The sequence below is a fragment of the Treponema sp. R6D11 genome (genome assembly GCF_054786075.1).
Genome location: NZ_BDHD01000767.1, coordinates 1 through 533 on the forward strand (window position 1 = coordinate 1; position 533 = coordinate 533).

Annotated in this window: 1 protein-coding gene; it reads left to right on the plus strand. The window is 46.0% G+C overall.

What is annotated here, in order from left to right:
- Positions 1 to 533 (plus strand): ABC transporter substrate-binding protein (locus tag ACYVTD_RS15980; protein ID WP_461248671.1); only part of this gene is annotated, 533 nt, incomplete at both ends.

Below are 533 nucleotides of genomic sequence, written 5' to 3' on the forward strand. Positions count from 1 at the left end.
GTATCGGTATTGCTGACCGCCTGCACAAAAAAAAGTAAAGAAGATTTTGTTTTGAACATTGGATATTACGGCATTCTGTGTGAAGCGCCTGTGCATATTGCCTATGAAAAAGGCTATTTTAAAGATGAAGGTATCGAAGTAGAACTTATAAAACTTGCCTCCGGCACTGCGTTTGACGCGCTTACAGCGGGACGCATTGACGCCGGTTTCGCTCTGCTTGCGGCAATTATACCGCCGCTTTCCAACGGGTTACCTGCAAAAATTACATCGGCTCTGCATACAGGGTGCGATGTAACCTTGGTAAAACCTGATTCCGGCATTAAAAAAGCGGAAGATTTAAGAGGCAAAAAAGTTGGTATTCCCAGCATGACTGCCAGCCCCGCTGTTTACGCTAAACGCGTTCTTGCCGACCACGGCGTTGATATACGCGCTGAATCGTCTCAGGTTGAATTTGTAATTTACAATGTATCGGACTTACCCATTGTTCTTGCGAATGGAACAGTAGACGCGATAGCGATGAACGAACCTACCGC